Source organism: Streptomyces litmocidini (genome assembly GCF_014649755.1).
Taxonomy (GTDB): Bacteria; Actinomycetota; Actinomycetes; order Streptomycetales; family Streptomycetaceae; genus Streptomyces; species Streptomyces litmocidini.
In genome coordinates this window covers 328422-355142 of the sequence record NZ_BMTQ01000004.1, presented here as the reverse complement: position 1 = coordinate 355142, position 26721 = coordinate 328422, and the positions used below count along the sequence as shown (strand labels likewise).

Annotated in this window: 19 protein-coding genes; 18 read left to right on the top strand and 1 reads right to left on the bottom strand. The window is 71.2% G+C overall.

Features of this window, described 5'->3' with window-relative positions:
* Positions 1-23: 23 nt before the first annotated feature.
* The 4 genes from tig (at position 24) to clpX (ending at position 4452) form a co-directional block, all read left to right on the top strand.
* A complete protein-coding gene (gene tig / locus IE180_RS11210; RefSeq protein WP_190156660.1) occupies positions 24-1409 on the top strand; it encodes a trigger factor in 1386 nt (461 codons plus the stop codon).
* 239 nt (positions 1410-1648) lie between these two features.
* A complete protein-coding gene (locus IE180_RS11205) occupies positions 1649-2266 on the top strand; it encodes an ATP-dependent Clp protease proteolytic subunit (protein WP_190156659.1) in 618 nt (205 codons plus the stop codon).
* A 65-nt stretch (positions 2267-2331) separates the two neighbouring features.
* Complete coding sequence (locus tag IE180_RS11200; RefSeq protein WP_190156658.1) at positions 2332-2994, top strand: ATP-dependent Clp protease proteolytic subunit; 663 nt, start codon at positions 2332-2334, stop codon at positions 2992-2994.
* A gap of 174 nt (positions 2995-3168) precedes the next feature.
* On the top strand, positions 3169-4452 hold the full coding sequence (gene clpX / locus IE180_RS11195) for an ATP-dependent Clp protease ATP-binding subunit ClpX (protein WP_190156657.1): 1284 nt from the start codon (positions 3169-3171) through the stop codon (positions 4450-4452).
* Between the two features lie 69 nt (positions 4453-4521).
* Here clpX and IE180_RS11190 read toward each other — a convergent pair whose 3' ends face one another.
* On the bottom strand, positions 4522-5475 hold the full coding sequence (locus IE180_RS11190) for a hypothetical protein (protein ID WP_190156656.1): 954 nt from the start codon (positions 5473-5475) through the stop codon (positions 4522-4524).
* Between the two features lie 138 nt (positions 5476-5613).
* Between IE180_RS11190 and IE180_RS11185 the strand changes: the two genes are divergently transcribed.
* The 14 genes from IE180_RS11185 to IE180_RS11120 all read left to right on the top strand — a co-directional run bounded on the left by IE180_RS11185 (position 5614) and on the right by IE180_RS11120 (position 26669).
* On the top strand, positions 5614-8235 hold the full coding sequence (locus tag IE180_RS11185; RefSeq protein ID WP_190156655.1) for a valine--tRNA ligase: 2622 nt from the start codon (positions 5614-5616) through the stop codon (positions 8233-8235).
* A gap of 284 nt (positions 8236-8519) precedes the next feature.
* Complete coding sequence (folC, locus tag IE180_RS11180) at positions 8520-10019, top strand: bifunctional tetrahydrofolate synthase/dihydrofolate synthase (RefSeq protein ID WP_190156654.1); 1500 nt, start codon at positions 8520-8522, stop codon at positions 10017-10019.
* 5 nt (positions 10020-10024) lie between these two features.
* The gene (locus IE180_RS11175) at positions 10025-10381 is read left to right on the top strand and encodes a DUF4233 domain-containing protein (RefSeq protein ID WP_190156653.1); all 357 of its coding nucleotides are present in this window, start codon (positions 10025-10027) and stop codon (positions 10379-10381) included.
* Positions 10382-10447: 66 nt separating this feature from the next.
* Positions 10448-10861 carry a nucleoside-diphosphate kinase gene (gene ndk / locus IE180_RS11170; RefSeq protein WP_093876112.1) on the top strand — a complete coding sequence of 138 codons (414 nt, stop codon included), beginning with the start codon at positions 10448-10450 and terminating at the stop codon, positions 10859-10861.
* A gap of 224 nt (positions 10862-11085) precedes the next feature.
* Entirely contained in the window at positions 11086-12105 is a 1020-nt protein-coding gene (locus IE180_RS11165) for a rod shape-determining protein (RefSeq protein WP_017239313.1), read from the top strand.
* A 62-nt stretch (positions 12106-12167) separates the two neighbouring features.
* Positions 12168-13148, top strand: coding sequence for a rod shape-determining protein MreC (gene mreC, locus IE180_RS11160; RefSeq protein WP_190156652.1), 981 nt, complete (start codon positions 12168-12170; stop codon positions 13146-13148).
* Positions 13145-13813 (top strand): rod shape-determining protein MreD, encoded by a 669-nt coding sequence (mreD, locus tag IE180_RS11155; RefSeq protein WP_190156651.1) that lies wholly within the window; start codon positions 13145-13147, stop codon positions 13811-13813. Before mreC ends, mreD begins: the two co-directional genes overlap by 4 nt.
* Before the next feature lie 57 nt (positions 13814-13870).
* Positions 13871-16126: a penicillin-binding protein 2 gene (gene mrdA / locus IE180_RS11150; protein ID WP_190156650.1), complete on the top strand. Its 2256-nt coding sequence runs from the start codon at positions 13871-13873 to the stop codon at positions 16124-16126.
* Positions 16127-16130: 4 nt separating this feature from the next.
* Entirely contained in the window at positions 16131-17330 is a 1200-nt protein-coding gene (gene rodA / locus IE180_RS11145) for a rod shape-determining protein RodA (protein ID WP_190156649.1), read from the top strand.
* A gap of 36 nt (positions 17331-17366) precedes the next feature.
* On the top strand, positions 17367-18881 hold the full coding sequence (locus IE180_RS11140) for a CYTH and CHAD domain-containing protein (protein WP_190156648.1): 1515 nt from the start codon (positions 17367-17369) through the stop codon (positions 18879-18881).
* 52 nt (positions 18882-18933) lie between these two features.
* Entirely contained in the window at positions 18934-20865 is a 1932-nt protein-coding gene (locus IE180_RS11135) for a TIGR03960 family B12-binding radical SAM protein (protein ID WP_190156647.1), read from the top strand.
* 61 nt (positions 20866-20926) lie between these two features.
* Entirely contained in the window at positions 20927-21589 is a 663-nt protein-coding gene (locus IE180_RS11130; protein ID WP_190156646.1) for a hypothetical protein, read from the top strand.
* A 233-nt stretch (positions 21590-21822) separates the two neighbouring features.
* Positions 21823-22614: a TIGR03936 family radical SAM-associated protein gene (locus IE180_RS11125; RefSeq protein WP_190156645.1), complete on the top strand. Its 792-nt coding sequence runs from the start codon at positions 21823-21825 to the stop codon at positions 22612-22614.
* A 233-nt stretch (positions 22615-22847) separates the two neighbouring features.
* Positions 22848-26669, top strand: coding sequence for an Rne/Rng family ribonuclease (locus IE180_RS11120; protein WP_190156644.1), 3822 nt, complete (start codon positions 22848-22850; stop codon positions 26667-26669).
* The last annotated feature ends 52 nt before the right edge of the window (positions 26670-26721 follow it).

Here is a 26721-nt window from a genome sequence, read left to right as displayed (position 1 = left end):
ATCAGCCACAAGGAGACCTAACCGTGAAGAGCGCCGTGGAGACCCTGAACCCGACCCGGGTTCGGCTCACTGTCGAGGTGCCCTTCGAGGAGCTCAAGGACAGCCTCGACGCGGCGTACAAGAAGATCAACCAGCAGGTCACGGTCAAGGGCTTCCGCAAGGGCAAGATCCCGGCTCGCGTGATCGACCAGCGGTTCGGCCGCGGCGCCGTGCTGGAGGAGGCCGTCAACGACGCGCTCCCGAAGTTCTACACCGAGGCCGTCAACGAGGCCGAGGTCAACCCGCTCGGCCAGCCCGAGGTCGACATCACCGAGCTGAAGGACGGCGAGCTGCTGGCCTTCACCGCCGAGGTCGACGTCCGCCCGACGATCGAGATCCCGGACTACTCCGGCATCGAGGTCACCGTCGACGCGGTCGAGGTCACCGACGAGGACGTCGAGAAGTCCGTGGAGCAGCTCCGCGAGCGCTTCGCCTCGACCTCCCCGGTCGAGCGCGCCGCCGCCGAGGGCGACGTCGTCACCATCGACCTGGAGGCCAAGGTCGACGGCGAGGTCCTGCCCGACGGTGTCGCCAAGGACGTCTCGTACACCATCGGTTCCGGCGAGCTGCTCGACGGCATCGACGAGGCCGTCAAGGGCCTGGAGGCCGGCGGCGAGGCCACCTTCACCTCGCAGCTGAAGGGCGGCTCCGCCGAGGGCAAGGACGCGGAGGTCACCGTCAAGGTCCTCACCGTCGCCGCCCGTGAGCTCCCCGAGCTCGACGACGAGTTCGCGCAGATGGCGTCGGAGTTCGACACCCTCGACGAGCTCAAGGCCGACAGCCGCAAGCGCCTCGAGAACATGAAGCAGTTCGACCAGGCCACCCAGGCCCAGGAGCGCGTCCTCGACGAGCTCCTCAAGCTGGTCGAGGTCCCGATGCCCGAGAAGCTCCTCGAGGACGAGATCAACACCCGCAAGCACAACCTGGAGCACCACCAGCTCGGCCAGATGGGCCTCGACCTCGCGAAGTACCTGGAGATCCAGGGCAAGACCGAGGAGGAGTTCCTGGCCGAGACCAAGGAGCAGGCCGAGAAGGGCATCAAGACGCAGTTCATCCTCGATGAGCTCGTCAACAAGGAGAAGCTCGACGTCTCCCGCGAGGAGCTCACCGAGCACCTGTTCCGCCGTGCCGCCTCCTCCGGCATGAGCCCCGACCAGTTCGCCCAGGCCGTGGCCCAGGGCGGCCAGGTGCCGATGCTCGTCGGCGAGGTCGCCCGCGGCAAGGCCCTCGCGGTCGTCGTCGAGGCCGCCAAGGTCGTCGACACCAACGGCGAGGTCGTCGACCTCTCCGACGACGAGGACGAGGTCGAGGCCGCCGTGGAGGCCGTCGAGACCGCCACCGGCGAGGCCGAGGCCTCCGAGGACAAGTAAGGGCCCCGCCCCCGGCGGACCCTGCTCCACGGGCCCGTGCGCACAGCTGTGCGCACGGGCCCGTGGACGTACCCGGACCCGCTTACACGCCTCCAACTACCTTGCGCTCCCAGCGAACAGTTCGGGAACCGGGATGGCGTTGTCCGACCTGCGCGTTAGGGTCCATGAATACGAGGGCACTGCCCTCAGAACAAGACGCTGAGACGGCTTGGGGCCGTCGGAGACGAGCAGGTGGATACGTGACGAATCTGAAGCCTTACGCCGCGGGTGAGCCGTCCATCGGTGGCGGCCTCGGCGACCATGTCTACAACCGGCTGCTCGGCGAGCGGATCATCTTCCTCGGCCAGCAGGTCGACGACGACATCGCCAACAAGATCACCGCGCAGATGCTCCTCCTGGCCGCCGAGCCGGACAAGGACATCTTCCTGTACATCAACAGCCCCGGTGGCTCGGTGACGGCCGGCATGGCCGTCTACGACACCATGCAGTACATCCCGAACGACGTCGTCACCATCGGCATGGGCATGGCGGCCTCCATGGGCCAGTTCCTGCTCACCGGCGGCACCCCCGGCAAGCGCTTCGCGCTGCCGAACACCGACATCCTGATGCACCAGGGATCCGCCGGCATCGGCGGCACCGCCTCCGACATCAAGATCCAGGCCGAGTACCTGCTGCGCACCAAGAAGCGCATGGCCGAGATCACCGCGCACCACTCCGGCCAGACCGTCGAGGCGATCATCCGCGACGGCGACCGCGACCGCTGGTTCACCGCGGAGGAGGCCAAGGACTACGGCCTCATCGACGACATCATCACGCACGCCGCGGGTGTTCCGGGCGGCGGCGGCACGGGCGCCTGAGCGCCGGCAGCCCGCCGAAGAGCCCCAGCCCCCCGCCGAACGCCACCAGGACGGTGAACACCCAGATGCAGAACAACCTCTCCCCGAGCGGCCTCTACACCGGCGCGTCGATCGACAACCGCTACGTCGTGCCGCGCTTCGTCGAGCGCACCTCGCAGGGCGTGCGCGAGTACGACCCGTACGCGAAGCTCTTCGAGGAGCGCGTGATCTTCCTCGGCGTGCAGATCGACGACGCCTCCGCCAACGACGTCATGGCGCAGCTCCTGTGCCTGGAGTCGATGGACCCGGACCGCGACATCTCGATCTACATCAACAGCCCGGGCGGCTCCTTCACCGCCCTCACGGCCATCTACGACACGATGCAGTTCGTGAAGCCTGACATCCAGACGGTCTGCATGGGCCAGGCGGCCTCCGCCGCGGCCGTGCTGCTCGCCGCCGGCACCCCCGGCAAGCGGATGGCCCTGCCGAACGCCCGCGTGCTGATCCACCAGCCCTCCGGCGGCACCGGCCGTGAGCAGCTCTCCGACCTGGAGATCGCGGCCAACGAGATCCTGCGCATGCGCAGCCAGCTGGAGGAGATGCTGGCCAAGCACTCCTCGACGCCGATCGAGAAGATCCGCGACGACATCGAGCGCGACAAGATCCTGACGGCCGAGGACGCCCTGGCGTACGGCCTGATCGACCAGATCGTCTCGACCCGCAAGAGCACGGCCTCCGCGGAGCGCTGACGCCCGACCTTCCCTCGGCACGGTTCGCGCGGCCCCGACGGCCCGTGTGGCCGAATCGCGACCATGCGAACCGTGCCAAGGGGGGCCCGAACGGGGGGCCCGGCAAGGTACCGTCGAATATGAGGCACCAGGAGTCGCTGAACCAAGCACTCCCAGGCGAAGGGGAAGCACCTCGTGGCACGCATCGGTGATGGCGGCGATCTGCTCAAGTGCTCGTTCTGCGGAAAGAGCCAGAAGCAGGTGAAGAAGCTCATCGCGGGACCCGGTGTGTACATCTGCGACGAGTGCATCGACCTCTGCAACGAGATCATCGAGGAAGAACTCGCGGAGACGAGCGAGGTGCGGTGGGAGGAACTCCCCAAGCCCCGCGAGATCTACGAGTTCCTGGAGGGGTACGTCGTCGGGCAGGAGCCCGCGAAGAAGGCCCTTTCGGTCGCGGTGTACAACCACTACAAGCGCGTCCAGGCCGGCGAGAACGGCGGCGCGCAGGGCCGTGACGACGCCATCGAACTGGCGAAGTCCAACATTCTGCTGCTCGGCCCCACGGGCTCGGGCAAGACGCTGCTCGCGCAGACCCTGGCCCGCATGCTCAACGTCCCGTTCGCCATCGCCGACGCGACGGCGCTGACGGAGGCCGGCTACGTCGGCGAGGACGTCGAGAACATCCTGCTCAAGCTGATCCAGGCGGCCGACTACGACGTCAAGAAGGCCGAGACCGGGATCATCTACATCGACGAGATCGACAAGGTCGCCCGTAAGAGCGAAAACCCGTCGATCACGCGTGACGTGAGCGGCGAGGGCGTGCAGCAGGCCCTCCTCAAGATCCTGGAGGGCACCACGGCCTCCGTCCCGCCGCAGGGCGGCCGGAAGCACCCGCACCAGGAGTTCATCCAGATCGACACGACGAACGTGCTCTTCATCGTGGGCGGTGCCTTCGCGGGCCTGGAGAAGATCATCGAGGCGCGGGCGGGTGCCAAGGGCATCGGTTTCGGGGCGACCATCCGCTCCAAGCGCGAGATCGAGGCGAGCGACCAGTTCCAGGAGGTCATGCCGGAAGACCTGGTGAAGTTCGGGATGATCCCCGAGTTCATCGGCCGTCTCCCCGTCCTCACCTCCGTCCACAACCTGGACCGCGAGGCGCTCCTCCAGATCCTGGTCGAGCCGCGCAACGCGCTGGTGAAGCAGTACCAGCGCCTCTTCGAACTCGACGGCGTGGAACTGGACTTCGACCGCCCGGCCCTGGAGGCCATCGCCGACCAGGCGATCCTCCGCGGCACCGGCGCGCGCGGCCTGCGCGCCATCATGGAGGAGGTCCTCCAGTCGGTGATGTACGAGGTCCCGTCCCGCAAGGACGTGGCCCGCGTGGTCATCACGGCCGACGTGGTCCGCAACAACGTCAACCCGACGCTGGTCCCGCGGATCGTGAAGAACGACGGCAGGCACGAGAAGTCGGCCTGAGCGGCACGGACACGGAAGGGGCGCCCCGCCGACCGGCGGGGCGCCCCTTCCGCATGTGCGGGCCGCGGATCAGGACTTGACGCGGACTTCCTTGCGGAGCTTGGCGGTGAGGGCGGCGGCGTCCTCGGCGGAGTCGGACTTGCCCGCCATCATCGAGGCCATGTCGGCCGGGACCACGAGGCCCACGGTGCTGTGGTCGGCCCACACGCACATGTTGATGGTGAACGAGGGCGCGCCGGCGGCGGCGTCGGCCTTCGTCTTGGCCTGCTGGCACTTCAGCACCGCGCCGTCGAGATCGGCCGGCTCGTACTTCTGCGGACTGCCTTCCAGCTGCGGCTCGTCGTCCTTGCCGGCGTCCTTCTCCGCCTCGGCCTTGGCCGTGGCGAAGATGAGGTCGACGACCTTCTCGGGGTCGTCGATCTCGCCGTAGAGACCGTTGAAGGAGAGCATCTTGCTGGCCAGGGGGTTGGCCTTGTTCTCCACCTTGTAGGTGGCCCTGACCTCCTGGGCGTTCTTGACGCCGTTCTTCTCGGCCTCCTTCAGGGAGTCCTTGTCGGAGGACTTCTCGCTGTCCGGCGCCTTCTTGTACTCGCCCAGCACCGTCTCCGGCGTGATCAGCTTGTGGGGGCCGTCGTCCGCGACCGAGGCGCCGCCACCGCCCAGCACGAAGTACGCGCCCACGCCGATCGCCGCGACGACCGCGACCGCGCCGATGATCCAGCCGGCCTTGGACTTCTTCGGGGCCGGGGGGTGGGGCACGTAGCCGCCGGGGCCCTGCGGGGCGCCGTACGGGGGCTGCTGGCCGTAGGGGCCGGGGTGCTGGGGCTGCTGCTGCGGGTAGCCGTAGGGGGGCTGCTGCGGCGGAACGCCCTGCGGGGCCTGCTGGGGGTAGCCGTAACCCGGCTGCGGAGCCTGCGGCTGGCCGTACGGGCCCGGCTGCTGGGGCGGCTGGCCGTACGGACCCGGCTGGCCGTAGGGACCGGGCTGCTGGCCACCGTACGGGCCCGGCTGGTTGTAGCTCATCGACAGGTTCCCCTCACAGGATGTTTATGCGTAGCGAACATCCTGTCGGAACCGAGGAGCCGCAGGTGCGGCGGGGGCCACACCGTTACCGAACAATCGCGTTTCAGGACAGGACCGCGACACCCCTAAACTGGCCCCGTGACCGAGAACACTCAGCAGCAGACAGCGCCCACCACCGAACTGCCGACCCAGTACGCGCCGGCCGAGGTAGAGGGGCCGCTGTACGAGCGCTGGGTGGAGCGCGGGTACTTCGAGGCGGACGCGAAGAGCGAGAAGCCGCCGTACACCATCGTCATCCCGCCGCCGAACGTCACCGGTTCGCTCCACCTGGGCCACGCCTTCGAGCACACGCTGATCGACGCCCTCACCCGCCGCAAGCGCATGCAGGGCTTCGAGACGCTGTGGCAGCCCGGCATGGACCACGCCGGCATCGCCACCCAGAACGTCGTCGAGCGCGAGCTCGCCAAGGAGGGCAAGTCCCGCCACGACCTGGGCCGCGAGGCGTTCGTCGAGCGCGTCTGGCAGTGGAAGGCCGAGTCCGGCGGTCAGATCTCCGGCCAGATGAAGCGCCTGGGCGACGGCGTCGCCTGGTCCCGTGAGCGCTTCACCATGGACGAGGGCCTGTCCCAGGCCGTCCAGACCATCTTCAAGAAGCTCTACGACGACGAGCTGATCTACCGCGCCGAGCGCATCATCAACTGGTGCCCCCGCTGCCTGACGGCCATCTCGGACATCGAGGTCGAGTACCAGGACGACGAGGGCGAGCTCGTCTCCATCCGGTACGGCGAGGGCGAGGACTCCCTGGTCGTCGCCACCACCCGCGCCGAGACGATGCTCGGTGACACGGCCGTCGCCGTCCACCCCGACGACGAGCGCTACAAGCACCTGGTCGGCCGGCGGATCAAGCTGCCGCTGACGGACCGTACGATCCCGGTCGTCGCCGACACCCACGTCGACCCCGAGTTCGGCACCGGCGCCGTCAAGGTGACCCCGGCGCACGACCCGAACGACTTCGAGATCGGCCAGCGCCACGGCCTGCCGAACCTCGCCGTCATGGACGAGCGCGCGGTCATCACCGTCCACGGCCCCTTCCAGGGCCTGGACCGCCTGGAGGCCCGCTCCGCCATCGTCGCCGCCCTGCGCGCCGAGGGCCGGATCGTCGCCGAGAAGCGTCCGTACGTCCACTCCGTCGGCCACTGCTCGCGCTGCAAGACCACCATCGAGCCGCGCCTGTCGATGCAGTGGTGGGTCAAGGTCGGCCCGCTCGCGAAGGCCGCCGGCGACGCGGTCCGCGACGGCAAGGTCAAGATCCACCCCCAGGAGATGGAGAAGCGGTACTTCGACTGGGTCGACAACCTGCACGACTGGTGCATCTCGCGCCAGCTGTGGTGGGGCCACCGCATCCCGGTCTGGTACGGCCCGGACGGCGAGGTCGTCTGCGTCGGACCCGACGAGCAGCCGCCGACGGGCGAGGGCTGGCACCAGGACACGGACGTCCTGGACACCTGGTTCTCCTCCGGCCTGTGGCCGTTCTCCACGCTCGGCTGGCCCGAGCGGACCGAGAGCCTCGAGAAGTTCTACCCGAACTCCGTCCTGGTCACCGGCTACGACATCCTCTTCTTCTGGGTCGCCCGGATGATGATGTTCGGTCTGTACGCGATGGACGGCACCCCGCCGTTCCACACCATCGCCCTGCACGGCATGGTCCGTGACCAGAACGGCAAGAAGATGTCGAAGTCCTTCGGCAACGTCGTCAACCCGCTGGACTGGATGGACCAGTACGGCTCCGACGCCGTCCGCTTCACCCTGGCCAACGGCGCCAACCCGGGCGTCGACGTGCCGATCGGCGAGGACTGGGTCAAGGCCTCCCGGAACTTCGCCAACAAGATCTGGAACGCCACCCGCTTCGCCCTGATGAACGGCGCGACGATCGAGGGCGAACTGCCCCCGGTCGAGCGGTTGTCGGCGACCGACCGCTGGATCCTGTCCCGCCTCAACAAGACCGTCGCCCAGGTCGACGCGTACTACGAGGACTACCAGTTCGCGAAGCTCAGCGACGCGCTCTACCACTTCGCGTGGGACGAGGTCTTCGACTGGTACGTCGAGCTGTCGAAGACCACGTTCTTCGCCGGCGGCGAGCAGGCCGAGGTCTCCGGCCGGGTCCTCGGCGAGGTCCTGGACGTCATGCTGCGCCTGCTGCACCCGATCGTCCCGTTCGTCACCGAGGCCCTGTGGACCACGCTCACCGGGCGCGAGTCCCTCGTGATCGCCGAGTGGCCGACCGACAGCGGCTTCCGCGACGACGCCGCCGAGGCCGAGATCGAGAACCTCCAGCAGGTGGTCACCGAGGTCCGCCGCTTCCGCGCCGACCAGGGCCTCCAGCCCGGCCAGAAGGTCCCCGCCCGCCTGGAGCTCGACGGCACCGCGCTCGCCGCGCACGAGGCCGCCATCCGGCAGCTGCTGCGCCTCCAGCCGGAGGGCGACGGCTTCGCGGCCACCGCGACCCTGCCGGTCGCCGGCGCCACCGTCGCGCTCGACCTCTCGGGCACGATCGACGTCGCCGCCGAGCGCAAGCGCCTCGCGAAGGACCTCGCGGCGGCCGAGAAGGAGAAGGCCCAGGCCCAGGGCAAGCTCGGCAACGAGGCCTTCCTCGCCAAGGCCCCGGACAACGTGGTCGACAAGATCCGCACCCGCCTCGCCAAGGCGGACGAGGACATCGCCCGCATCCAGGCCCAGCTGGCGAACCTGCCGCAGGCCTAGTGCGCGACGAGGGGGCCCGGAACCGCGCGAAGCGGTTCCGGGCCCCCTCGTCTTCCGTCCGCTTGTGGACGGCGTCACGCGGCTTGTGACCGAAGCCCAGGAGCCGGGGACGAAGGACCCGGGACGACGGAGGGCGCGCCCTGCCTCCCGCCCTGCCCGCGCGCCGCCCTCCCCGCCCCCCGCCCCCGTCCTCCGTCGCCGCGCGGACCGGTGGGCCGGTGGACCGAAAGTCCCGAAAGGGGTGGGTCCGCGGTCCTGTCGGCGCCGCTCCGTAGACTGGGCCCGTGAGCGAGCCGAGCGACCCGAATGACCAGTTCGACGACATCGTCGACACCGAGACAGACCGCGACCCCGACCTGGCGGTGATCGAGGCCGGCAGCCGCACCCTGCGCGCCCAGGCCGGACCGCCCCAGGGCGACCCCGTGCCCAGCCGCCCCGAGGACCCCGAGCTGGACAGGGCGCTGCGCGAGGTCGAGACCGAGCTGTCCACCCGCTGGGGCGAGACCAAGCTGGAGCCCTCCGTCAAGCGGATCGCGGCCCTGATGGACGTCCTCGGCGAGCCGCAGCGCGCGTACCCCTCGATCCACATCACCGGCACCAACGGCAAGACGTCGACGGCCCGCATGATCGAGGCCCTGCTCGGCGCCTTCGAGCTGCGCACCGGGCGCTACACCTCGCCGCACGTGCAGACCATCACCGAGCGGATCAGCCTGGACGGCGCCCCGATCTCCGCCGAGCGGTTCATCGAGACGTACCAGGACGTCAAGCCGTACGTGGAACTGGTCGACGCCCGCGAGGAGTACCGGCTCTCCTTCTTCGAGGTCCTCACCGGCATGGCGTACGCCGCCTTCGCGGACGCCCCGGTCGACGCGGCGGTCGTCGAGGTCGGCATGGGCGGCACCTGGGACGCGACGAACGTCATCGACGCCTCCGTCGCCGTCGTCACCCCCATCGACCTCGACCACACCGACCGGCTCGGCGGGACGACCGCCGAGATCGCAACCGAGAAGTCCGGGATCATCAAGCAGGGCGCGACCGTCATCCTCGCCCAGCAGCCGGTCGACGCGGCCCAGGTCCTGCTGAAGAAGGCCGTCGAGGCGGACGCGACCGTGGCCCGCGAGGGCATGGAGTTCGGCATCGCCTCCCGCGAGGTCGCCGTCGGCGGCCAGCTCCTCACCCTGCGGGGCCTGGGCGGCGAGTACGACGAGATCTTCCTGCCGCTGCACGGCGCCTACCAGGCGCACAACGCCGCGGTGGCGCTCGCGGCGGTCGAGGCCTTCTTCGGGATCGGTGCCGAGCACGCCAGGACCCTGGACGTCGACACCGTCCGCCGGGCCTTCGCCCAGGTGGCCTCCCCGGGCCGCCTGGAGATCGTCCGCACCTCCCCGACCGTCATCCTGGACGCCGCGCACAACCCGCACGGCGCGCGGGCGACGGCGGAGGGCATCAGCGAGGCCTTCGGCTTCTCCCGGCTCATCGGCGTGGTCTCCACGAGCGGGGACAAGGACGCCAAGGGCCTCCTGGAGGCCTTCGAGCCGATCTTCGCGGAGGTCGTGGTCACCGCGAACTCCAACCCGCGGGCCACCGACGTGGACGCGCTCGCCGCGATCGCGGTCGAGGTCTTCGGCGAGGACCGGGTCGTCGTCGAGCCGCGGCTGCCCGATGCCATCGAGGCGGCCATCACCCTCGCGGAGGAAGAGGCCGAGTACGGCGGCGCGGGCGTGCTCGTGACCGGTTCGATCTTCACGGTCGGCGACGCCCGGCTGCTGCTGCGAAGGGGCTGAACCCGATGCGCGTGCTCTGTTCCTCGACCCTCATCGGCGAGTTCTTCGTGATCGGCTTCGCCGGGCTCGTCGCCATGAAGGACGACGGCCTCGCGACGTCCACCGTCTGGTGGGTCTGCGGCGTGGCCATGGTCGTCTCGGTGCTGCTGTGCGGGATGATCACCCGGCCGGGTGGAGTGCAGCTCGGCTGGGCCCTGCAGGTCGGGCTCGTCCTCAGCGGCTTCTTCGTCCCCACCATGTTCTTCCTCGGGGCCGTCTTCGCCGGTCTGTGGTGGGCCTCGGTGCACTACGGGCGGCGGATCGACAAGGTCAAGGCCGACTGGGCCGCGGCGCATGCCTCGGCAGGGCCTGACGCTGCGTAATCGCGGGACGTGCGGGCCCTGTAGCCTCGGAGGTCCCGCACACCGCTTTTCCGAAGGAGTTCCCCCGTGAGCCAGCGATCGCTCGTCCTGCTCAAGCCCGACGCCGTCCGCCGTGGCCTGATCGGCGAGATCATCGGCCGCATCGAGCGGAAGGCCGGATGGGCCATCACCGCCCTGGAGCTGCGCGAGCTGGACCAGGACACGCTGGAGCAGCACTACGGCGAGCACAAGGGCAAGCCCTTCTACGAGCCGCTGATGGGGTTCATGCAGTCCGGCCCGGTCGTCGCGCTCGTCGTCGAGGGCGAGCGGGTCATCGAGGGCCTGCGCACGCTCGCCGGGCCGACCGACCCGATCGCCGCCGCGCCGGGTTCGATCCGCGGTGATTTCGGCACCATCGTCCGGGAGAACCTGATCCACGCCTCGGACTCGGAGGAGTCCGCGGCGCGCGAGCTGAAGATCTTCTTCCCGGGTCTTGTCTGAGCCGTCCGCTGACCCGGCGTCAGTCGATCGGCACAACCCTGTGGGGCGACCGAAGGAATTCGGTCGCCCCCAGGCATATGAACGTCAATCCCGGGAACGGATCGCCGCGTCCTACCGTCACCAGATACAGAGGTGGACCAACGCGCGGCATCCGCGCGGGCGGCACTACGATGGAAAACTCCACGCCGCACCACTCTCAGCCATGGGAAATCAAGGGGAACTCAATGTCGTTCATCGGCCGTGACATGGCTGTCGACCTCGGGACCGCCAACACGCTGGTGTACGTCAGGGGTCGAGGCATCGTTCTGAACGAGCCGTCAGTCGTCGCCATCAACACCAACACCGGGGGCATCCTCGCGGTCGGCGCCGAGGCGAAGAAGATGATCGGCCGGACCCCCGGCAACATCGTCGCCGTACGCCCGCTCAAGGACGGTGTGATCGCCGACTTCGAGATCACCGAGCGGATGCTCCGCTACTTCATCCTCAAGATCCACAAGCGCCGCTACCTGGCCCGCCCCCGCGTCGTCGTCTGCGTGCCCTCCGGCATCACCGGAGTGGAGCGCCGCGCCGTCATCGAGGCGTCGACCCAGGCGGGCGCCCGCCAGGTGCACATCATCGAGGAGCCCATGGCGGCGGCCATCGGATCGGGTCTCCCCGTCCACGAGGCCACCGGCAACATGGTCGTCGACATCGGTGGCGGCACCACCGAGGTCGCCGTCATCTCCCTCGGAGGAATCGTCACGGCACAGTCCATCCGGGTCGCCGGCGACGAGCTGGACAACGCGATCATCCAGCACATCAAGAAGGAGTACTCCCTCCTCCTCGGCGAGCGCACCGCGGAGCAGATCAAGATCACCATCGGCTCCGCGTACGACCTCGACAAGGACGAGCACACCGAGATCCGGGGCCGCGACCTCGTCTCCGGCCTGCCCAAGACCGTGGTCATCTCCGCGGCCGAGGTCCGCAAGGCCATCGAGGAGCCGGTCAACGCGATCGTCGACGCCGTGAAGACCACCCTCGACAAGTGCCCGCCGGAGCTCTCCGGTGACGTCATGGACCGCGGCATCGTTCTCACGGGTGGCGGCGCCCTGCTCCGCGGCCTCGACGAGCGCCTCCGGCGCGAGACCGGCATGCCGATCCACATCGCCGAGGACCCGCTGGACTCGGTGGCGCTCGGCTCCGGCAAGTGCGTGGAGGAGTTCGAAGCCCTCCAGCAGGTGCTGGACGCCCAGCCCCGCCGCTAGCGACACCGTTTCACCCGTACAGCCGAACAACCGAACCACGAGGAAAGGCACGGCCGCCGCACGTGAGGGACACACGAGAGAGCCGGCTGCTCCTGGTGCTGCTGATCGCCATCGCGTTCGCACTGATCACGGTGGACATCCGCGGCGGCCAGGAGTCACCCGTCGACGGTGCCCGACAGGCCGCAGCGGCGGTCTTCGGGCCGGTCGAGAACGGTGTGGCGGCCGCCGTCGATCCCGTCGGCAACGCCATAGGCGCGGTACGGGACTCCGGGGAGCGGCACACCCGGATCGCCGCGCTGGAGAAGGAGAACGCCGAACTCAAGGCGAAGCTCGGCAGCGACGACCGCAACCGCAACCGGCTGCGCGAGCTCGACTCCATGCTCAAGACCGCCGGCGCCGGGCAGTACGGCATCAAGGGCGCCCAGGTCATCGCCATAGGAGCGGCCCAGGGCTTCTCCTGGACCGTCACCATCGACGTCGGCGCCCGCGACGGCATCACGCGCGACATGACCGTGCTCAACGGCGCGGGGCTCGTCGGCCGCGTCACCACCGTCGGCCCCTCCACCTCCACCGTCCTCCTCGCCAACGACCCCGACTTCACCGTCGGCACCCGCATGGAGAAGAGCGACGAACTCGGCTTCGCCACCGGCCAGGGCGACAGCCCGCTCCTGGTCCAGCTCCTCAACGGCAAGGCCAAGGTCAAGCCCGGCGACCGGCTCGTCACCTTCGGCTCGCGCGCCGACAAGCCCTTCGTGCCCGGCGTCCCGGTCGGCGAGGTCGTCCGCGTCGACCCGTCGGGCGGCGGCCTGACCCGCAACGTCTACGTCCGCCCGTACGTCGGCTTCACCAAGCTCGACATCGTCGGCGTCGTCGTCCGGGCCCCGCAGTCCGACCCGCGCGACATGGTCCTGCCGCAGAAGCCCAAGCCCGCCCCGACCGTCACCGTCACGGTCACCCCGACGGCACCACCGGACGGACAGCAGAAGCCGAACGACGGTCAGAACCAGCAGACGCAGCAGGACCAGGGGGACGCCACACCGTGAAGCTCAACCGGATCCTCCTCTCCGCCGCCCTGATCGTGGTGGCCCTGGTCGTCCAGGTCTCCGTCCTCGCCCGCCTCCAGCTCCCCGGCGCCGTCCCCGACCTCGTCCTCCTCACCGTCGTCGGCCTCGCCCTCGTGTACGGGCCCGTCAGCGGATCCCTGATCGGCTTCACCGCCGGCCTCCTCTCCGACCTCGCCCCGCCCGCCGACCACGCCGCCGGCCGCTACGCCCTCGTGCTCTGCGTCATCGGCTACCTCGTGGGCCTCGCGAAGCCGGACAACGGCCGGCTCACCTCGGCGACCGGCCCCATGGCCGTCGTCGTCGCCGCGGCCGTCGGCTCCACGCTCCTCTACGCGGGCGTGGGCGCCCTCGTCGGCGACACCGCCGCCCGCCATGTCGGCCTCGGGTTCCTGCTGTTCACCGCGGCCGTGTACGACCTGCTCCTGGCGCCCTTCACGGTGCCGCTCATCATGGCCCTCGCCCGCCGCGCCGAGAACGACCCGCTCGCCGACACCGGCGGCGGCAACGGCGCCGACGTCGCCTCCGGCTGGCTCTCCTCCGGCACCGGCCTGAGCATCGGCACCCAGCGCGGCGGCCTGCGGGTGAAGGCCGCACGGAGCCGCGCCTCACGCGCCGGACGCATCAAGGGAGTCAAGCGACTGTGACCGGGGACGGACGCATCAAGGGAGCCGAGCGACTGTGACCGAGGGGGCACCGGCAGCATGAGCAACATTCCCGAGACCGGGCGGACCCCCCGGGTCCAGATCCGGCTCGTCGTCATCCAGATCCTCGTCTTCTCCCTGCTCCTCACCCTGGGGGGCCGGCTCTGGTACCTCCAGATCCGCAACGGCAAGGAGTACACGGACGAGGCGAAGAACAACCACGTCCAGCAGGTCGTGCAGCCCGCCGTCCGCGGCTCGCTCCTCGACGCCCGCGGCGTCCCGCTCGCCGACAACGAGACCCGGCTCGTGGTCTCCGCGTCCCGCACCGACCTGATGAAGATGAAGGACAAGGGCAAGGCCGTCCTCACCCGGCTCGCCGACGTCCTCGACATGAAGCCCGTCGACGTCATCAACAAGATCCGGCTCTGCGACTCCAAGACGCCCAAGCCCTGCTGGAACGGTTCGCCCTACCAGCCGATCCCCGTCACCGACGAGGCCACCACCCAGCAGGCCCTCCAGATCCGCGAGCGCGCCGAGGACTTCCCCGGCATCACCGCCGAACCCACCGCCGTCCGCCGCTACCCGGCCCCCGGCAAGGCCCGCACCTCCCAGGTCCTCGGCTACCTCTCGCCCGTCACCGACCAGGAGATCGAGAAGGCCAAGGACACCGAGTCGCCGTACCTGCGCTCCGACATGGTGGGCCGCTCCGGCCTGGAGCGCACGTACGACAAGGAACTGCGCGGCAAGGCCGGCGTCACCCGCTACGAGGTCGACAACCTCGGCCGCGTCATCGGCCAGGCCAAGAACGACCCCGCCGTGCCCGGTGCCAACGTCGTCACCTCCATCGACGCCCGCGTACAGGCGGTCGCCGAGTGGGAGCTGCACAACGCGATGGTCGAGGCCCGCAAGACCTTCGACCGGAACACCAACGAGAACTACAAGGCCGACGCCGGCGCCGTCGTCGTCATGGAGGCCAAGACCGGCCGCATCGTCGCCATGGCCTCGCAGCCCGACTACGACCCCAACGCCTGGGTCGGCGGCATCTCCGCCAAGGACTACGCGGCCCTCACCGGCAAGGACTCCAACTTCCCGCTCCTCAACCGGGCCATCCAGGGCCAGGCCGCCCCCGGCTCCATCTTCAAGGTCGTCTCGACCGCCGCCGCCGTCCAGGCGGGCTACGACTTCGACGGCCGCTACCCGTGCACCAGCTCGTACTCCATCGGCAACCAGGTCTTCAAGAACTTCGAATCGCAGAACCACGGCCCCATCAGCCTCGGCCGCGCCCTCGAAGTCTCCTGCGACACCGTCTTCTACGCCCTCGCCCACCAGCAGTGGATCAAGGACGGCGGGATGAAGCCGAAGAAGAACCCGGGGGACTGGTTCTACAAGACCGCCCACCAGTTCGGCCTCGGCGCCGAGACCGGCATCGACCTCCCCAACGAGGTCTCCGGCCGCGTCCCCGACCGCCAGTGGAAGCAGAAGTTCTGGGAGGCCAACAAGGACTGGTGGTGCAAGTACGGCAAGAAGGGCGGCACCTACGTCCAGCAGCTCTCGTACGAGAACTGCCTGGAGGGCAACCTGATGCGCGCCGGCGACTCCGTCAACTACTCCATCGGACAGGGCGACACCCTCGTCACCCCCATCCAGATGGCCACCATCTACGCCGCCATCTCCAACGGCGGCACCCTGTGGAACCCCACCGTCGGCAAGGCCGTCATCAGCCCCGACGGCAAGAGGGTGAAGGAGATCGCGCCCAAGTCGCACGGCAGGCTCCCCTTCGACGCCGCCACCCGCGACTTGATAGACGAAGCCCTCGCGGGAGTCGCCACCCGCGGTACCGCCGCCTGGCGCTTCGCCCAGGTCGGCTGGCCGCAGGACAAGATCCCGATGCACGCCAAGACGGGTACCGCCGAGGTCTACGGCAAGCAGACGACCTCCTGGTTCGCCACGTACACCAAGGACTACGCGATCGTCATGACGATCTCCCAGGGTGGTACCGGCTCCGGCGCCTCCGGCCCCGCCGTGCGCAACATCTACGACGCGCTCTACGGACTCGACGACGCCGGCAACCAGGACCTCAAGCGGGCCCTGCTGCCGCAGCCGCAGAAGTCCCTCCCCAGGATCGAGGCCGACGGCTCCATCGACGCGCCGAAGATCAAGCCGTACGACCCGGAGGCGCAGAAGGTCGACGAGACGAAGCAGAAGGTCGACGACACCCAGCCGCCGGCCCCGCCGGCCGACCCCGTGACGCCCACCAGGAAGCCGGACGACGACCAGCAGCTGGCGGGCCCGCCCGCCGCCCGCGGGAGGCTCTGAACAGATGACCGCGCCCCACGGCTTCTCCGTCTCCCGGTACGCACCCGAGCGCGGCACCCTCGCCAGGCTGACCGCCCGCGACTCGGTGCTCCGCCGGCTCGACTGGCCGATACTGCTCTCGGCGCTCGCCCTCTCCGGCGTCGGCTCGCTGCTCGTCTGGTCCGCCACCCGCGGCCGCACCGAGCTCAACCAGGGCGACCCGTACTACTTCCTCTTCCGGCACCTGCTCAACACCGGCATCGGCCTCGCCCTGATGATCGGCACGATCTGGCTCGGCCACCGCACCCTGCGCGGCGCGGTGCCGATGCTCTACGGCCTCTCGATCGTGCTGATCCTCGCCGTCCTCACCCCGCTCGGCGCCACCATCAACGGCGCCCACGCGTGGATCGTCATCGGCGGCGGCTTCTCCCTCCAGCCCAGCGAGTTCGTGAAGATCACGATCATCCTGATCATGGCGATGCTCCTCGCCGCCAAGGTCGACGCCGGCGACCAGCTCCACCCCGACCACCGCACCGTCGCCAAGGCCCTCGCCCTGGCCGCCCTCCCCATGGGCATCGTCATGCTGATGCCCGACCTCGGCTCGGTCATGGTCATGGCGGTCATCGTGCTGGGCGTGCTGCTCGCCTCCGGCGCCTCCAACCGCTGGGTCCTCGGCCTCATCGGCGCCGGCGTCGTCGGCGCGTTCCTCGTCACCGCGCTCGGCATGCTCGACGAGTACCAGATCAACCGCTTCGCCGCCTTCGCCAACCCCGACCTCGACCCCGCCGGCGTCGGCTACAACACCAACCAGGCCCGCATCGCCATCGGCTCCGGCGGCCTCCTCGGCGCCGGCCTCTTCAAGGGCTCGCAGACCACCGGCCAGTTCGTCCCCGAACAGCAGACCGACTTCGTCTTCACGGTGGCCGGAGAGGAACTCGGCTTCGTCGGCGCCGGCCTGATCCTCGTCCTCCTCGGCGTCATCCTCTGGCGCTCCTGCCGGATCGCCCGCGAGACCACCGAGCTCTACGGCACGATCGTCACGGCCGGCATCATCGCCTGGTTCGCCTTCCAGTCCTTCGAGAACATCGGCATGACGCTCGGCATCATGCCGGTCGCCGGCCTCCCGCTGCCGTTCGTCTCCTACGGCGGCTCGTCGATGTTCGCCGTGTGGGTGGCCATCGGACTGCTCCAGTCGATCCGCGTGCAACGCCCGATGACGGCATGACGGCATGACGGCGGCGGACGCGGTTAGATGCGAGGTATGGCCGAGACGAAACGCGAGATCGAGCGGAAGTACGAAGCCACCGGAGGGACTCCGGTACCGGACCTCTCCCGCGTCCCCGGAGTCTCCGAGGTCGTGGACCGGGGCGTCGTGGAACTCGACGCCGTCTACTACGACACCCCGGACCTCCGGCTGGCGGCCGACGCGGTCACCCTCCGCCGCCGCACCGGCGGAAGCGACGCCGGCTGGCACGTGAAGTTCCCCGTCACCGCCGGAGTCCGCGACGAGATCAGGGCCCCGCTGAGCGACACCCCGCCGGGTGAGCTCGCGGGGCTCCTGCGCTCCCGCGTCCGCGACGCCGAGATCGTCCCGGCCGTCCGCCTCCGCTCGTCGCGCGACGTCCGCCACCTCCTCGACGCCGGCGGCGCCCTCCTCGCCGAACTCTCCGTCGACACCGTCCACGCCGAACGCCTGCCCGAAGGCACGGTGGCCACCTGGACCGAGATCGAGGTCGAACTCGCGGACGACATCGACCCGGCCCTCCTCGACGCCGTCGAGAAACGCCTCCGCAAGGCCGGCGTCCACCCCTCCGCGTCACCGTCCAAGCTCGCCCGGGCCCTCGCGGAGACCGGCGCGGAGCCCCGGACGGCCCCCGCCGCAGGGAAGCCCGGCACCGCCGGCGCCGCCGTCCTCGCCTACGTGCGCGAACAGGCCGACGCGATCGTCGCGCTCGACCCCGCCGTACGCCGCGACCTGCCCGACGCCGTCCACCAGATGCGCGTCGCCTGCCGCCGGATGCGCAGCGCCTTCAAGACCTACCGCAAGGTCCTCGACCGGCATGTCACCGACCCCGTCGGCGACGAGCTGAAATGGCTCGCCGGGGAGCTCGGCGTCGCCCGCGACCAGGAGGTCCTCGACGCACGCCTGCGCGCCCGCGTCGCCGACCTGCCCCCCACCCTCGTCCTCGGCCCCGTCGAGGCCCGGCTGCGCCGCCGGGACGCCGCCCTCGCCAGGAACGCCCGGCACCAGGTCCTCACCGCCCTCGACTCCGCCCGCTACCTCACCCTCCTCGACACCCTCGACGCGCTCCTCGCCGGCCCGCCGCTGCGCAAGGCCGCCCGCCGCGACGCCCGCCCGGTCCTCTCCCGCGCCGTCCGCAAGGACCACGACCGCCTCGGCGGCCGGATCGAGCACGCCCTCTCCCTCAGCCCCGGCCACGAGCGCGACCTCGCCCTCCACGAGGCCCGCAAGGCAGCCAAACGCGCCCGCTACGCCGCCGACGCCGCCCGCCCCGCTCTCGGCAAACCCGCCAAGCGGCTCTCGAAACGCGTCAAGGCCGTCCAGTCCCTCCTCGGCGAACACCAGGACGCCGTGGTCGCCCGGGCCGCCCTGAGGGAGTTCGGGATCATGGCCCACGGCGTCGGCGAATCGGCCTTCACCTGGGGACTCCTGTACGGCCGGGAGGAGGCGGCGGCCGACGCGACCGAGCGGGAACTGCCCGGGGCCTGGGCCCGCGCCTCGGCCCCGGAGCTCACGGCGGCTCTGACCCGCTGAGCACCGGGGTACGCTTGAGAGTCGCCCCCCTGCCAGCTCACGAAGGTTCGAGATGTCTGCTGCCGAGTCTGTCTTCCCGCAGCTCGAAGCTCTGCTCCCGCACGTGCAGAAGCCGATCCAGTACGTCGGTGGAGAGCTGAACTCCACGGTCAAGCCCTGGGAGAGCGCTGACGTCCGCTGGGCGCTGATGTACCCGGACGCGTACGAGGTCGGCCTGCCCAACCAGGGCGTCATGATCCTCTACGAGGTGCTGAACGAGCGCGAGGGCGTCCTCGCCGAGCGCACCTACAGCGTGTGGCCGGACCTCGAAGAGCTGATGCGCGAGCACGGCGTGCCGCAGTTCACCGTGGACAGCCACCGCCCCGTCGGCGCGTTCGACGTCTTCGGCCTGAGCTTCTCCACGGAACTCGGCTACACGAACATGCTCACGGCCCTGGACCTGGCGGGCATCCCGCTGGAGTCGAAGGACCGGACCGTCGACCACCCGATCGTGCTCGCCGGCGGCCACGCCGCCTTCAACCCCGAGCCGATCGCGGACTTCATCGACGCGGCGATCATCGGCGACGGCGAGCAGGCCGTCCTCGACATGACCGAGATCATCCGGCAGTGGAAGGCCGAGGGCCGCCCCGGCGGCCGCGAGGAGGTCCTCCTCCGCCTCGCGAAGACCGGCGCGGTGTACATCCCCGCGTTCTACGACGTGGAGTACCTGCCGGACGGCCGCATCGGCCGCGTCGTGCCGAACCGCTCCGGCGTGCCGTGGCGCGTCTCCAAGCACACCGTCATGGACCTCGACGAGTGGCCCTACCCCAAGCAGCCCCTCGTCCCGCTCGCGGAGACCGTCCACGAGCGCATGTCCGTCGAGATCTTCCGCGGCTGCACCCGCGGCTGCCGCTTCTGCCAGGCCGGCATGATCACGCGCCCCGTGCGGGAGCGAAGCATCACCGGCATCGGCGAGATGGTCGAGAAGGGCCTCAAGGCGACGGGCTTCGAGGAGGTCGGCCTCCTCTCCCTCTCCTCCGCGGACCACACCGAGATCGCCGACATCGCGAAGGGCCTGGCGGACCGGTACGAGGACGACAAGGTCGGCCTGTCCCTCCCCTCGACCCGCGTCGACGCGTTCAACGTCGACCTGGCGAACGAGCTCACGAGGAACGGCCGCCGCTCCGGCCTCACCTTCGCCCCCGAGGGCGGCTCCGAGCGCATGCGCAAGGTCATCAACAAGATGGTCTCGGAAGAGGACCTCATCCGCACGGTCTCCACGGCCTACGGCAACGGCTGGCGCCAGGTGAAGCTGTACTTCATGTGCGGCCTGCCGACGGAGACCGACGAGGACGTGCTGCAGATCGCCGACATGGCGATGAACGTGATCGCCGAGGGCCGCAAGGTCTCCGGCCAGAACGACATCCGCTGCACCGTCTCCATCGGCGGTTTCGTGCCCAAGCCGCACACCCCCTTCCAGTGGGCCCCGCAGCTGTCGGCCGAGGAGACGGACGAGCGCCTGCGCAAGCTCCGCGACAAGATCCGCGGCGACAAGAAGTACGGCCGCTCGATCGGCTTCCGCTACCACGACGGCAAGCCCGGCATCGTCGAGGGACTCCTCTCCCGCGGCGACCGCCGCCTCGGCGCGGTCATCCGCGCGGTGTACGAGGACGGGGGCCGCTTCGACGGCTGGCGCGAGCACTTCTCGTACGACCGCTGGATGGCCTGCGCCGAGAAGACGCTCCCCGACTTCGGCGTGGACGTCGCCTGGTACACCACCCGCGAGCGCACCTACGAGGAGGTCCTGCCCTGGGACCACCTGGACTCGGGACTCGACAAGGACTGGCTCTGGGAGGACTGGCAGGACGCCCTCGACGAGACCGAGGTCGAGGACTGCCGCTGGACCCCGTGCTTCGACTGCGGCGTCTGCCCGCAGATGGACACGCACATCCAGATCGGCCCGACCGGCAAGAAGCTGCTGCCGCTGACGGTCGTCAACCAGTAACGCTTGGGTGACGGCCCGGCGAAGGGGAAACCCTTTGCCGGGCCGTCGCGTCATTTCCGGCATGAACACGGAGAACACCAGGTCGCAGCCCCCGAACGAGCCCGCGGGCTGTCTCACGGGAGTGGCGCGGGCCATCGCCCTGGTGATCGTCCTGCCCGTCCGGCTGGTCTGGGACGTCCTGGCCCACTGTCTGAAGCAGCTGTGGCGCTGGGTGCTCGCCCCGCTCGGGCGGGCCCTCGGCCGGCTGATCCACCACCTCGTCGTCGTCCCGCTGCGGTTCCTGTGGGAGTGGGTCCTCGCCCCGGTCGGCCGGGCCCTCTGGTGGGTGGTCGACCTGCTAGTCGTCACGCCCCTCAAGTGGCTCGGACGCTGGGTCCTCCTGCCCGTCGCCAAAGCCGTTCGGTGGGTCGTCGACCTGCTGCTCGTCACCCCGCTGACCTGGCTCTGGCGGTACGTGCTCGCCCCCGTCGGCCGGGGGGTCGGCGCCGCGATCGCCTGGGCCTGGCGGATCGGGGGCCTGATCTCCCGGGCCCTCGGACGCGCCGTCGGCTGGGTGCTGTGGAACGCGATCGGACGCCCCCTCGCCTGGACGTACCGGGTGGTCCTCACGCCCGTCGGCCACTGGCTGCGGACCTGGGTGTGGGCGCCCCTCGCCTCCGTCGGGCGCGCCGTCCGCGCCGCCGCCCGTGAGGTGCGCCTCGCCCTCTTCGGCGGGCCCCGCTGACCGAGTCCGGAGAACCGGAGGCGGCGGGGGCGCGTACCCTGGGCAGTACGACGAACGTCCCCGGCGCCGCGCCCGCCCCGAGATCTCCCCGCAGGACGCGGGGGTGATCCGGGCGGGCCGCCCAGGGGGCGTCCCCCGAGCTTCCGGGCGGAGCGCCACCCGCGTCCGCCCCGCACCGAGGAGAAGAACCACTGGGCAAGCGACAGCCCGAAGGCCCGCCGCCCGCACCGGCGGTGCAGCGCATCCGACTGCGCTACACCAAGCGCGGCCGCCTCCGGTTCACCAGCCACCGTGACTTCCAGCGCGCCTTCGAGCGTGCGCTGCGCCGTGCCGAGGTGCCCATGGCGTACTCGGCGGGCTTCACCCCGCACCCCAAGGTGTCGTACGCCAACGCCGCCCCGACGGGCACGGGCTCCGAGGCCGAGTACCTGGAGATCGCGCTCACCGAGCCGCGTGACCCGGAGACCCTGCGGGCCCTGCTCGACGAGTCCCTCCCGGCCGGCCTCGACATCACCGACGCCGTGGAGGCCCGGACCTCGGGCCTCGCCGACCGGCTCACCGCCTCCGTGTGGGAGCTGCGCCTGGAGGGCGTCGCCGTCGAGGACGCCGAGAAGGCCGTCGAGGCGTTTCTCGCGGCCGAGACCGTGGAAGTACAGCGCAAGACCAAGAACGGAGTCCGCACCTTCGACGCCCGTTCCGCCGTCACCGAGCTGACGGCAGCCCGTCACCAGGGCGATCCCCAGGGTGATAGGCCGCTGGACAGCGCCTGTGCGATACTGCGCCTGGTTGTTCGGCACGTGACACCTGCCGTTCGACCCGACGACGTCCTGTCCGGTCTCCGAGCTGTGGCCGACCTGGCGCCGCCGGTCCCCGCTGCGGTGACCAGGCTGGCGCAGGGGCTCTTCGACGAGGAGTCCGGCACGGTGACCGACCCGCTCGCGCCCGACCGCGAGGCAGTCACGGCCGCTTCACCCACGGCCGCCGCGACCGCCCCGGCGACGGCGCCGGGTGCCGGTACCGCGTAGGGAGCGGTCGTCGTAGCGCCGCCCTGGCACTCGGGAGCCACCTGGGTCGGGCAGCGCACTGACCAGAAGACTTTCGCCAGGCCGTCCGCACAGGGCGTACGGAACCGGCGAGCCAGACACAGAGCTCCCGTGCGGCGCCCGCGCCCCGGACGGCGGCACCGCGCCACAGGCGCGATCGTGCCGCCGGACCGGAACCAGGCGCGGCGCCCGGGAGCGTGACGGGAGAACCCCGCATGCTCGAGTCCAACGAAGACACCAACGCCCCCGGTGACAAGCTGCCGCCGCGCCGCAGGCGCCGCGCCGCTTCCCGCCCCGCCGGTCCGCCGGTGACGGGCGCGACCGCCGACGCCGAGACCACGGCGCCCGCCGAGGCCCCGGCCGTCGAGACCCCCGCCGTGGAGGCCGCCCCCGCCGAGGCCGAGGCCGCCCCCGCGCCGCGCACGCGCCGCCGGGCCACCCGCAAGGCCACCGCGCCCGCCGTGGAGACCGCGGCCGAGCCGGCCGCCGAGCCGGCCGGGACCCCCGCGGCCGAGGCCGTCGAGGAGGCCCCCGAGGCCGCCCCCGCCCGCCCGCGCCGCCGGGCCACCCGCAAGGCCACCGCGCCGGTGACCTCTCCGGCCGCCGCCGAGCCGGCCGCCGAGCCGGTCGCCGAGGCCGCCGCTCCGGTCGCCGAGGCCGTGGAGGAGGCGCCCGAGGCCGCGCCGCCGGCCCGCACCCGCCGCCGGGCCACCCGCAAGGCCACCGCTCCGGCCGGCCCCCCGGCCGCCGCCGAGGAGACCGTGGCCGCGCCCCCGGTCGCCGAGCCGGTCGCCGAGGCCGCCGCTCCGGTCGCCGAGGCCGTGGAGGAGGCGCCCGAGGCCGCGCCGCCGGCCCGCACCCGCCGCCGCGCCACCCGCAAGGCCACCTCGCCCGAGCCGGCCGCCGAGCCGGCCGCCACCGGTGAGTCGCTGCCCCAGTCCACCGTCGAGCAGATCGCCGCCGACGAGGCCGAGGTCGCCGCCGCCGAGACCGCCGCCACCCGTGGCCGCGGCCGCCGCCGCGCCACCTCGCCGCAGTTCACCTCCGAGCCGGCCCCGGCCCGCGAGCCGCGCCGCGCCGCGCGCCCCGCCGTTCCCGTCTTCCAGGCCCCGGTCTTCGCCGAGCCCATGTTCCAGACGCCGGAGACCGCCGCCGCGGCGGCCGCCGTCCACACGGAGGAGCCGGAGGAGGACGAGGCCGTCGAGACCGCTGCGACGGCCGAGGTCGCGGAGGCCGTCGAGCCCGCCGAGCGCGCCGAGACCGGTTCCCGCCGTCGCCGTCGCCGCCGCGGCGAGCCCGTCGCCGTCGAGCCCGTCCCGGCCACCGTCGCCGACGAGCCCGAGGTCGAGGCCGCCGCCGACGAGATCGAGGAGGCCGAGGAGGCCGAGGAGACGGACGAGTACGAGGACCGTCCGTCCCGCCGTCGCCGCCGTGGCGGCCGTCGCCGCCGCCGCGGCGAGCTCACCGAGGTCGAGGAGACCGAGGAGGGCGAGGAGCCGCACGCCGAGGACGAGACCGAGGAGGCCGAAGAGGGCGAGGAGGAGTCGGAGGAGGCCGAGGGCTACGCCGGCGGCTCCAGCAGCTCCCGTCGCCGTCGCCGTCGCCGCCGTCGCAGCGGGGACGCCTCCGCCGACGTCGAGCCGGCCGAGGAGGACGGCGTCCGCACGGTCGTCAAGGTCCGTGAGCCCCGCCCGGCCCGCGAGAAGGCCGAGCCGTCCGACGAGGTCCAGTCCATCAAGGGCTCGACCCGTCTGGAGGCCAAGAAGCAGCGCCGCCGCGAAGGCCGCGAGCAGGGCCGCCGCCGCGTCCCGATCATCACCGAGGCCGAGTTCCTCGCCCGCCGCGAGGCCGTCGAGCGCGTCATGGTCGTCCGCCAGAACGGCGAGCGCACCCAGATCGGCGTCCTGGAAGACAACGTGCTCGTGGAGCACTACGTCAACAAGGAGCAGGCCACCTCGTACGTCGGCAACGTCTACCTGGGCAAGGTCCAGAACGTGCTGCCGTCCATGGAGGCCGCCTTCGTCGACATCGGCAAGGGCCGCAACGCCGTCCTGTACGCCGGTGAGGTCAACTTCGAGGCGCTCGGCATGGCCAACGGGCCGCGCCGCATCGAGTCCGCCCTCAAGTCCGGCCAGTCGGTCCTCGTGCAGGTCACGAAGGACCCGATCGGTCACAAGGGCGCGCGTCTGACCAGCCAGGTCTCCCTGCCGGGCCGCTACCTCGTGTATGTCCCCGAGGGCTCGATGACCGGCATCAGCCGCAAGCTCCCGGACACCGAGCGCGCCCGTCTGAAGACCATCCTCAAGAAGATCGTCCCCGAGGACGCGGGCGTCATCGTGCGCACCGCCGCCGAGGGCGCGAGCGAGGACGAGCTGCGCCGCGACGTCGAGCGCCTGCAGGCGCAGTGGGCCGACATCCAGAAGAAGGCCGCCCAGCTCTCGACGTCCGCGCCGAGCCTGCTCTACGGCGAGCCGGACATGACCGTCCGGGTCGTCCGCGACATCTTCAACGAGGACTTCTCGAAGGTCATCGTCAGCGGCGACGACGCGTGGGAGACCATCCACGGGTACGTCTCGCACGTCGCGCCCGACCTGGCCGACCGCCTGTCCAAGTGGACCAGCGAGGTCGACGTCTTCGCGACGTACCGGATCGACGAGCAGCTGATGAAGGCGCTCGACCGCAAGGTCTGGCTGCCGAGCGGCGGCTCGCTGGTGATCGACAAGACCGAGGCGATGGTCGTCGTCGACGTCAACACCGGCAAGTTCACCGGCCAGGGCGGCAACCTCGAGGAGACCGTGACGAGGAACAACCTCGAAGCGGCCGAGGAGATCGTGCGCCAGCTGCGCCTGCGCGACCTGGGCGGCATCGTCGTCATCGACTTCATCGACATGGTCCTGGAGTCCAACCGCGACCTGGTGCTGCGCCGCCTCCTGGAGTGCCTGGGCCGGGACCGGACCAAGCACCAGGTGGCCGAGGTCACCTCGCTCGGCCTGGTCCAGATGACCCGCAAGCGGGTCGGCCAGGGCCTCCTGGAGTCCTTCTCCGAGACCTGCGTCCACTGCAACGGCCGCGGCGTCATCGTGCACATGGAGCAGCCGGCCACCGCCGGTGGCGGTGGCGGCGGCAAGCGCTCGAAGAAGCGCGGCCGCGGAGCCGAGCACGTCCACGAGCACGAGCACGCCGAGGCCGTGGAGCCGGAGACGGCGGAGGCCGAGGGCGAGACCGAGGCCGAGGTCGCCGCGGAGCTGGCCGCCCCGGTGGCCGTGCCGGTCCCGATCGCCCCGGACGAGGAGCTGTACGGCTCCGCCGCCGAGGCGGAGGCCGCCGCCACGCGCGGCCGTGGCCGCCGTCGCGCCACCCGCAGGGTGTCCGCCCCGGTCGTCTCGACGCCGGCACCGGTCGTGGAGACCGACGCCGTGGACTTCGAGCCGGCGCCCGCCGCCGAGCCCGTCGCCCCGGTCGCCGGGCCCGAGCCGGTCGTGGAGCCCGAGCCGGTGGTCGAGGAGACCGCCGCCCCGGCGCCGCGCGGCCGTCGCCGTGCCACTCGCCGGGTGACGTCCCCGGTCGTCTCGACCACGGACGCGCCCGCCGAGATCGTCGCCGAGCCCGTGGCCGCCGAGCCCGCTCCGGAGCCGGAGCCCGTCGTGGCGCCGGAGCCGGTGGCCGAGCCGGCCGCCGAGGCCGTCGCCGAGCCCGCCGTCGAGGAGGCCCCCGTGGCCGCCCCGCCGCGCGCCCGGCGCCGGGTGGTCCGCAAGGCCACCGCTCCCGCGGGTTCGCCCGCGGGCGCCGAGGAGGCGGCCGTCGTCGTGGTGACCACGGCTCCGGCCGAGCCCGCCGAGGCGCCGGCCGAGCCCGGGGCGGAGGCCGCGCCGGCCAAGAAGACGGCCGCGCGCAAGACCGCGAAGAAGGCCACGGCCAAGAAGGCCGCCACCAAGAAGACGGCGGCGACCAAGAAGACCGCGGCGAAGAAGACCACCGCCAAGAAGGCCACGGCCAAGAAGGCGGCGGAGAAGACCGCCGCCCCGGCCCAGGACTGACCGGCCGGTGCGGGCCGCCTCCCCCCTCCGCGGGGGGAGGCGGCCCGCACCG